Origin of the sequence: Clostridium sp. AF17-21AC, assembly GCF_003461365.1 — a bacterium.
In the GTDB taxonomy this organism is placed as follows: domain Bacteria; phylum Bacillota; class Clostridia; order Lachnospirales; family Lachnospiraceae; genus Coprococcus; species Coprococcus ammoniilyticus.
In genome coordinates this window covers 201,582-209,818 of record NZ_QTWY01000006.1, presented here as the reverse complement: position 1 = coordinate 209,818, position 8,237 = coordinate 201,582, and the positions used below count along the sequence as shown (strand labels likewise).

10 protein-coding genes and 2 tRNA genes are annotated in these 8,237 nt (G+C 43.0%); all 12 read right to left on the bottom strand.

Annotation, left to right across the window (positions count from 1 at the left end; genetic code table 11):
• Nucleotides 1-83: 83 nt before the first annotated feature.
• Nucleotides 84-172, bottom strand: a tRNA-Ser gene (locus DWW85_RS10480).
• Between the two features lie 47 nt (nt 173-219).
• Nucleotides 220-305 (bottom strand) — tRNA-Ser (locus tag DWW85_RS10475).
• A gap of 123 nt (nt 306-428) precedes the next feature.
• Nucleotides 429-1,130 (bottom strand): 2-C-methyl-D-erythritol 4-phosphate cytidylyltransferase, encoded by a 702-nt coding sequence (gene ispD, locus DWW85_RS10470; protein ID WP_021943131.1) that lies wholly within the window; start codon nt 1,128-1,130, stop codon nt 429-431.
• 127 nt (nt 1,131-1,257) lie between these two features.
• Nucleotides 1,258-2,289, bottom strand: a complete 1,032-nt coding sequence (gene tsaD / locus DWW85_RS10465) for a tRNA (adenosine(37)-N6)-threonylcarbamoyltransferase complex transferase subunit TsaD (protein ID WP_117808589.1) — start codon at nt 2,287-2,289, stop codon at nt 1,258-1,260.
• A gap of 30 nt (nt 2,290-2,319) precedes the next feature.
• Nucleotides 2,320-3,228 carry a ribonuclease Z gene (locus DWW85_RS10460; protein WP_021943129.1) on the bottom strand — a complete coding sequence of 303 codons (909 nt, stop codon included), beginning with the start codon at nt 3,226-3,228 and terminating at the stop codon, nt 2,320-2,322.
• 94 nt (nt 3,229-3,322) lie between these two features.
• Nucleotides 3,323-3,541 (bottom strand): hypothetical protein, encoded by a 219-nt coding sequence (locus DWW85_RS10455; RefSeq protein WP_021943128.1) that lies wholly within the window; start codon nt 3,539-3,541, stop codon nt 3,323-3,325.
• 108 nt (nt 3,542-3,649) lie between these two features.
• Nucleotides 3,650-4,153, bottom strand: coding sequence for a ribosomal protein S18-alanine N-acetyltransferase (rimI, locus tag DWW85_RS10450; RefSeq protein ID WP_021943127.1), 504 nt, complete (start codon nt 4,151-4,153; stop codon nt 3,650-3,652).
• Nucleotides 4,146-4,856 (bottom strand): tRNA (adenosine(37)-N6)-threonylcarbamoyltransferase complex dimerization subunit type 1 TsaB, encoded by a 711-nt coding sequence (gene tsaB, locus DWW85_RS10445; RefSeq protein WP_021943126.1) that lies wholly within the window; start codon nt 4,854-4,856, stop codon nt 4,146-4,148. The genes rimI and tsaB overlap by 8 nt, the downstream gene beginning before the upstream one ends.
• A gap of 4 nt (nt 4,857-4,860) precedes the next feature.
• A complete protein-coding gene (gene tsaE, locus DWW85_RS10440; protein WP_021943125.1) occupies nt 4,861-5,292 on the bottom strand; it encodes a tRNA (adenosine(37)-N6)-threonylcarbamoyltransferase complex ATPase subunit type 1 TsaE in 432 nt (143 codons plus the stop codon).
• Nucleotides 5,289-5,768 (bottom strand): dCMP deaminase family protein, encoded by a 480-nt coding sequence (locus tag DWW85_RS10435; protein ID WP_021943124.1) that lies wholly within the window; start codon nt 5,766-5,768, stop codon nt 5,289-5,291. Before DWW85_RS10435 ends, tsaE begins: the two co-directional genes overlap by 4 nt.
• Nucleotides 5,769-5,867: 99 nt before the next feature.
• Nucleotides 5,868-7,082, bottom strand: a complete 1,215-nt coding sequence (locus DWW85_RS10430) for a homoserine dehydrogenase (RefSeq protein ID WP_021943123.1) — start codon at nt 7,080-7,082, stop codon at nt 5,868-5,870.
• Between the two features lie 36 nt (nt 7,083-7,118).
• Nucleotides 7,119-8,232 (bottom strand): peptide chain release factor 2 gene (prfB, locus tag DWW85_RS10425; RefSeq protein WP_117808588.1). Its coding sequence is split into 2 segments (ribosomal slippage): nt 7,119-8,156 and nt 8,158-8,232, totalling 1,113 coding nucleotides; the frame shifts between segments, so codons are not numbered across the junction.
• Between the last annotated feature and the right edge of the window lie 5 nt (nt 8,233-8,237).

Here is an 8,237-nt window from a genome sequence, read left to right as displayed (position 1 = left end):
AAATTCTTTATTTGGAATTTCAGGGTTGTCATGTTGTTAATTTTTCAAGGTTCTTTGTTTTCGCCTGTACCAGTAAAACTTAACGGAGAAGGAGGGATTTGAACCCTCGCGCCGCTATTAACGGCCTACTCCCTTTCCAGGGGAGCCCCTTCAACCGCTTGGGTACTTCTCCTAGTATCAAGCGCTTGAACTTTCCATCTTTGTTTATTGAAAAGTCAGCGGAGAGAGAGGGATTCGAACCCTCGCGCCCTTTCGGACAAACGGTTTTCAAGACCGCCTCGTTATGACCACTTCGATATCTCTCCATCCAGTTGTTTAAGTCTCCTTTTGACCGGCGACTTGTATATATTAGCACTTCTGTTTTTCTATGTCAACACATTTTTTCAAATTATTTCATTTTTTTGTGACTGGTATTTTCAAGTACTTCTTTACCCCTGTTTTTGCAGAAATTCCTGTCCAATACGCATATCTTCCGGTGTCGTAATCTTTATATTTGTATAGCTGCCCTCAATCACTTTCACCTGTATCTTACCGTATTCTTCGACCACCATCGTATCATCCGTCACTGCTATTGCTGCCCCATCTGCCCGTTTCTTCATCATCTTCTGATAACACTTCATCAGACATTTATAATCAAAGCTCTGTGGGGTCTGGATCTGCCACAGGTACTCTCTTGCAGGAGTCGCCATTCCAATCCGATTTTCATTTACGATCTTTATCGTATCCTTTACAGGCATCCCCACCGTACACGCTTTGTAATCTGCCAGTGTCTGGATCGATCTAACGACCATATCCTGTGTCACAAATGGTCTTGCGCCGTCATGGATCATGACATAATCGGTCTCCGGACATGCACACAAACCATTATATACAGAATCATACCGATTTTCACCGCCCTCTACTACAGATACAACCTTTGTAAAATGATATTTCTCTATGATCTCATGCCTGCAATATTCCACACTGTTTTTTCCTGTTACAAGAATGATGGAATCCACAGGACTTTCTTCAAAAGCTTTTAATGCATAATAAATTACAGGATAGCCTCCAAGCTCCATGAACTGTTTTTCAATTTTACTGTGCATTCGGCTGCCTTTTCCTGCCGCAAGTATGATCGCCGTTGTCTTCATGTTTTCTCTTCTATCCTTTTATCTTTTTTGCCTCTAATATTTGTTTCATATTGTATTCTTTCACCATATATTTACAAACACTCACAAAGCAGCAGAGCAATCTGCATTCACTTCTTACTGTATCCTTCTACCGCTCGCCTAATTTCAGATTTGGAACTGCATTCAGATCCAGCCCGTGTCTGGTACCTTTTATGAATTCATAATAACCAGCCGCTCCGATCATGGCTGCATTATCGGTGCAAAGGATCGGTGCCGGATAATATAACTGAATTCCTGCTTTTTCGCAGGCCGCTTTCATCGATGCACGAAGTGCTGAGTTGGATGCAACACCGCCTGCCAGCGCAACTTTATCCATGCCATATTTCCTGGCTGCATAGATGGTATGTTCTGTCAGTACATCCGTTACCGCTTTCTGGAAGGATGCCGCTACATCTGCGCGGTTGATCTCCTCATTCTTCATTTCCTTCTGATTGATATAATTTAAAACTGCAGACTTCAGACCACTGAAGCTAAAATCATATGCAGAATCGGAAATCTTTGCTCTAGGGAATTCAATTGCATCCGGATTTCCCTCTTTTGCAAGCTTATCTACCTTCGGTCCACCCGGGTATCCAAGTCCGATAGCTCTTGCTACTTTGTCAAATGCTTCACCTGCCGCATCATCTCTGGTCACACCAAGGATCTCAAACTGCCCGTAGTCTGTCACCTTTACCAGATGGGTATGCCCGCCGGATACAACCAGACACATAAATGGCGGTTCCAATGTCTTATCTTCTATAAAATTAGCAGCAATATGTCCCTCTATATGATGAACGCCTACCAATGGGATATTCTTTGCATAGCTGATCGCCTTTGCTGCTCCTACTCCAACCAGCAAAGCTCCTACTAAGCCCGGCCCATATGTAACTGCGATCGCATCTATATCATCCAGAGTACAGTCTGCTTCTTTCAGTGCAGCCCTTATTACCTGATTCACTTTCTCGATGTGTTTTCTTGACGCTATCTCAGGAACAACGCCGCCATACAGTGTGTGAATGTCAATCTGTGAATATATGATATTTGATAATACTTCCCTACCGTTTACGACGACAGCCGCTGAAGTCTCATCACAAGATGATTCAATTGCCAGAATCTTTATATCTTTTTTCTCCATTTTCATCTTCCTCTTTTTCCTGTTTTACCGTCTGTATCAGTCTGCAAATTTTAACGTTGTCTCCATCCGGTCTTTTCCTGCAACCGCAGCCGGGAATATTTTTCTTACTTCATCCATGTACTGCATCGGCTTGATCAGGGACGGACTATAATGTGTCAGCCACATCTGTTTTACTTCTGCCTCTTTCGCAATCTCCGCCGCCTCATACATTGTCATATGCTTATGGGAAACTGCCTTTTCGTATTTGTCCGGTTCACCATACATTCCTTCGCAGATAAACAAGTCTGAGCCTGCCGCATGTTTTGTAATAAGTGGTGTCGGACGAGTATCTGTACAATATGTGACCTTAAGCCCTTTCCGATCCGGTCCCATAACCATATCCGGTGTATAGAGCCTGCCGTCCAGTTCTATCGTCATGCCCTTCTGCAATGTATTCCAGATCTGCATCGGAACCTCCTGTGCACGTGCACGTTCCACATCGAATTTACCAGCACGGTCAAGCTCAAATGAATATCCATAACAGGTAACATTATGATTTACCCGGTACGCATTTGCACGTAAGCCACACACTTCAAATTCTTCTTCTTCCTCTGTCAGTTCTTTAAACTGTATCTCAAATGGAAGCTCCGGTGCGATCACGCGCAGAGAGTTCACTACCCGTTCCAACCGTTTTGGTCCAACCATCAGAACCGGATCCTTTCGTTCTGCATTTCCGATTGTCAGGAGTAGCCCAGGCAATCCGCTGATATGATCTGCATGAAAATGTGTGAACAGGATCACATCGATCGGTTTGAAGCTCCATCCCTGCTGTTTGACTGCTACCTGCGTTCCTTCACCACAATCAACTAATATAGAGCTGCCATTGTATCGTATCATCATGGATGTCAACGCTCTGTACGGAAGTGGCATCATTCCGCCTGTACCAAGCAAACATACATCTAACATATTCTATCCTCCAACTTCTGTTTCCACTCTGTCTGTAAACCATTTCTCCTGTAAGGAAAAAAGAGTCATTTTATATTCAAATGACTCTCTGGTTCTACATATATTCTGCCGTTTCGTCTCTCTGTACCGGTACTGCAAAGCTGTCTGCCAGCCGGTCATAACAATCTTCGCATATACAGATCCTGTGGGTTTCTCCATCTTTCTTTGAGAAGTATCCCCACTTTTTTGAAATTATAATTGCATCTTCCATCAAAATGTCATTTCTGACTGACAATTCTTTCCCACACATATTGCAACGTATTACATCCATCATAATTTCCTCCTGATCTTCCGGTTTCCCGGCGATCTCTGTATCTTTTCTATTGTCGATTATAATAGAAAAAATGCATCTTTTGTAGTGGGAATTCCTGTCATCTATGTATTATGAATGTGAACACTTCAGTTCCATGATAACAGCATCTTCTGTTGGTTTTTTATAATAATCTTTCCTTCTGGAAATCTCATCGAAGCCTAGTGATTCATACATTGATATTGCTGCGTCATTAGACTCACGAACCTCCAAGAAGATCTTTTCTCCATTGTCTTCTACACACATGCGGATCATTTCTTTCATCAGTCTGTGTCCGATTCCACATTTCCTGTAATCTTTATCAACAGCAATCCGAAGCAGTTCACAATCCTCACACGGTGCAGTAAAGATACAATAACCAACCACCTTGTCATCCTTCGTTGTGTCAACTGCTGTAAGCACGGTATCATACGTTCCATACATGGATGTCGCAACCATCTGCTCATTCCAGGAACTCATAAATACTTTTTCTCCCAGAGAAACAATATCAAGCAACTGTTCCTCATCGCCTTCTCTTATCTCAATGTTGTCTAAATAGGGCCCCGCCGCCCCGCCATCACTGACGCTATTACTCATTTCTTTCACCTTTCTCTTTTCTTTCTCTTTCTGCCTGAGACATTCTCAGATATTCAGGAGCAAAATCATCTCCATTTATATATTGTTCATGCGCATACCGGTAAGCGCCGGCATATGCGACTGATCCAGCCTTCTGTTTGTTCAGATGTGCCGGTGCCAGACGTGCATGCTTCATCTTTGACAGGATCTGAGATCCATACACCTGTATGCCATCACCTGTAAACTGCACTTCTTCATCTTTTTCAAGAAGCAGATCGATCAACTCATTTACATCCATCGGTATCTGATCCATCTCTGTAACCAGATTACCTGCTTCGTCAAATCTGTACAATCCAGTATAGACCTGATTTCTTCTGGCATCCATGATCGGACAGATCAGCCTGTCACTTCCCCAGAAATTGTATGCAAGTCCTTCCAGTGTCGGAACAGGCACAACCGGCTTATCAAGTGCAAGCGACAGTCCTTTTACCGTTGCTGCTCCGATACGCAGTCCGGTAAATGACCCCGGACCTGCTGCGATCGCGATCGCATCTACTGCATCAAGCTCAATACCTGCTGCGTTTACAACCTCGTCCAGCATCGGAAGCAAGGTCTGTGAATGTGTCTTTTTGTTATTTACTGTAAATTCTGCAACCAGATTGTCATTCTCTAATAAGGCAACGGATGCAACCAGCCCTGAGCTGTCCAGAGCGAGGATCTTCATATCTTTAAACCTCTTCTATCGTTATCTTTCTATAATCTGTCCCTTTTTCAAGGTCTTTTTCAATCGTTATCTTCTGATAATGATCCGGAAGGATCTCTTCGATCAGATTTGCCCATTCGATCAGGCATACTCCATCACCGTATACCATCTCATTGTAGCCGATTTCTTCCATCTCATCCACATCTCCGATCCGATAGACATCAAAATGATATAACGGAAGCCGTCCGTTATCATATTCTTTCACGATCGTAAATGTAGGGCTGTTCACAATATCATCGACTCCAAGACCTTTGGCAAATCCCTGTGAAAATATCGTCTTTCCTACGCCCAGATCTCCAAAGAAACAGAAAACCTGTCCCGGAACCGCCTGTTCGCCAAGCTCCCGTCCGATCCTGTATGTGTCTTCTCTGCTGTTGCTTTCTTTTACAATCATCATAAATCTATCGTTATCTTCTTTCCTTTTACTTCATATGGCCGATAAGTAACTCCTGCCATATCAAACATTCTCTTGGATGCCATCGTGCTGTCGGTACTGGCATATTTATCCGACAGATAGATCACCTCTTTTATCCCACACTGAATGATTGCTTTCGCACATTCATTGCAAGGGAATAAGGTCGAATAAAGTCTTGCGTCCTTTAAGCTACCGCCTCTGTAATTCAGGATGGCATTCAATTCTGCATGACACACAAAGAAATATTTATTGTTCAAAGGATCACCGATTTTTCCCCATGGCATGATATCGTCTTCACATCCGGCAGGCATACCATTATACCCTTCCGACAGAATACGATTATTATCGTCTACAATACATGCACCAACCTGAGTGGAAGGATCTTTGCTTCTCTCTGCTGACAACAGTGCAATACCCATAAAATACTGATCCCAGCTAATGTAGTCGGCTCTTTTCATCGGTGTCCTCCTTTTCTTTTCATCTGATCATCCGGTTATTTCCATATAGTGATAACCCGTTTTTACATCGGCCATCTTATGGTTATACAACTTTTTTCTCTAAAATGCTACTCTGATTATGCTGAAAATTTTATCAATTTTAGCTGTAATATCAGCAAAACTGCCCTCAGTCATGGACGAAGTGATAAATGCAAGCTCTCCGTCCACACCTTCTGCTGTTACATATGTCACATCACCAAACAGCTTCTGGATCTCATCTTTTGTGATCGCATCTGCACTTACCCGTATGAAGAAACGATTAACCGCATCTCTGAAATCACCGATCGGAAGTGCTTCTGCATCCCAACTTGCCATAATATTCTTACCCATATGTTTTACTTCGTCTACAACATCGGATACAACGGCGGATGCTGTTGGAAGCTTTCCGGCTCCTCTTCCATAGAACATGATATCATCTACAACATTTCCATGTACAAATATGCCATTGAATACATCATGGATACCGGATAATGGATGGTTCTCGTCCAGCATCATAGGTGCAACGAAGGAGTATAAGGTATCTCCTTCCTTTTTAGTCGTACCTACTAATTTGATCGATACACCAAGTGCATCTGCATATTTGAAATCTTCTGTTGAGATCTTTGTGATTCCTTCTGTATGGATCTTAGTGTAATCCAGATGCTTTCCATATACGATAGAAGTCAGGATAGCGATCTTTCTACACGCATCTCCACCTTCTACGTCTGCTTCCGGATTTCTTTCTGCATATCCCAGATCCTGTGCCTGCTTCAGCACTTCATCATAAGATGCACCTTCCTGATCCATCTTGGTCAGGATATAATTTGTTGTTCCGTTTAAGATACCTGTGATCTCTGTTACTTCATCTGCTGTGATAGAGGTATTTAATGGACGGATGATCGGAATACCACCGCCAACAGATGCCTCAAATAAGAAATTCACATTGTTCTCTTTTGCGATCGCAAGTAATTCCGGTCCGTGAGAAGCTACCAGTTCCTTATTGGATGTTGCTACACTCTTGCCTGCTGCAAGGCACTGTTTTACAAATGTATAGGCAGGATTGATTCCTCCCATTACTTCAACAACAACCTTTACTTCATCATCGTTTAAGATGTCATTGAAGTCATGTGTCAGTATCTGCTGTACAGGATCTCCCGGGAAATCTCTCAGATCAAGAACATACTTGATGTTAATCTCTTCTCCCGCTCTCTTATTAATGATCTCGTGATTTGTATTGATTACTTCAACCACGCCTGAACCAACTGTACCATAACCTAATACTGCTATATTTACCATGTGGGTGTCTCTCCTTTTTGCATTCTTTTTTGTATATTACGACTCACTCCGGCTGCACCATTTTAAATATGCATTCATAAATCCGTCGAGTTCTCCATCTAAAACTGCGGCAACATTTCCGCTTTCTTCACCTGTCCGGTGATCCTTCACCATCGTATACGGCTGCATAACATAAGACCGGATCTGGCTTCCAAATCCATTCTCCAGTATCTCACCCCGAATATCCGAAATCTTATCCAATTTCTCCTGTTTCTTGATCAGATACAGCTTAGACTTCAGCATCTGCATAGCCTTATCCTTATTCATATGCTGTGAACGCTCATTCTGGCATTGTACTACGATACCGGTCGGAATGTGCGTGATACGAACCGCCGATGATGTCTTATTGATGTGCTGTCCACCGGCTCCGCTCGATCTGTAAGTATCGATCCGGAGATCATCTTCATTGATATCCACTTCCAGGTCTTCCTCTATCTCCGGTATCACATCACAGGAAGCAAATGAAGTCTGCCGCTTGCCCGCTGCATTGAACGGTGAAATACGAACCAAACGATGTACTCCTTTTTCTGATTTCAGATATCCATAAGCATTCTGTCCACTGATCTGTATCGTAACCGACTTAATGCCAGCCTCATCACCCTCCAGATAGTCAAGCACTTCCACCTTGAAACCGTGCTTTTCCGCCCATCTGGTATACATTCTGTATAACATCGATGTCCAGTCACAGGACTCTGTCCCGCCGGCTCCTGCATGAAGCGTCATAACGGCATCGTAACCATCAAACTCATCCGACAGCAGAAGACTGATCCTGTAATTTTCGAATTCCTTCTGAAATGCTGTCAGCATCTCACCGATTTCCTCTATCATAGAGGAATCGCCCTCTTCTTCCGCCATCTGAATCAGGGTTTCAATATCTGAAAAATCCTGTTCCAGCTTCTGATATTCCTCCAGCGAATCCTGCAGCTCCTTTAACTGTCTGGAAACACTGGTTGACTTTGCTACATCATCCCAGAAGCCCGGCTGTTCCATCTCATATTGTAATTTTCCTATGCTGTCTTTTCTGCCAGCGATGTCAAAGTGAATCCCTTACTTCCATTAATGGTTGTCTGTACTGATTCAGTGTGAACTTAAACTGGTCTGTCTCTATCATTAATT

Excerpts from the sequence above, each read along its gene's own strand:
- DWW85_RS10435 (WP_021943124.1), bottom strand. The coding sequence starts at position 5,768 with ATGAAAAGAGCCGACTACATTAGCTGGGATCAGTATTTTATGGGTATT.
- rimI (WP_021943127.1), bottom strand. The coding sequence starts at position 4,153 with ATGAGTAATAGCGTCAGTGATGGCGGGGCGGCGGGGCCCTATTTAGAC.
- tsaB (WP_021943126.1), bottom strand. The coding sequence starts at position 4,856 with ATGAAGATCCTCGCTCTGGACAGCTCAGGGCTGGTTGCATCCGTTGCC.
- DWW85_RS10455 (WP_021943128.1), bottom strand. The coding sequence starts at position 3,541 with ATGATGGATGTAATACGTTGCAATATGTGTGGGAAAGAATTGTCAGTC.
- ispD (WP_021943131.1), bottom strand. The coding sequence starts at position 1,130 with ATGAAGACAACGGCGATCATACTTGCGGCAGGAAAAGGCAGCCGAATG.
- tsaD (WP_117808589.1), bottom strand. The coding sequence starts at position 2,289 with ATGAAAATGGAGAAAAAAGATATAAAGATTCTGGCAATTGAATCATCT.
- DWW85_RS10460 (WP_021943129.1), bottom strand. The coding sequence starts at position 3,228 with ATGTTAGATGTATGTTTGCTTGGTACAGGCGGAATGATGCCACTTCCG.
- DWW85_RS10430 (WP_021943123.1), bottom strand. The coding sequence starts at position 7,082 with ATGGTAAATATAGCAGTATTAGGTTATGGTACAGTTGGTTCAGGCGTG.
- tsaE (WP_021943125.1), bottom strand. The coding sequence starts at position 5,292 with ATGATGATTGTAAAAGAAAGCAACAGCAGAGAAGACACATACAGGATC.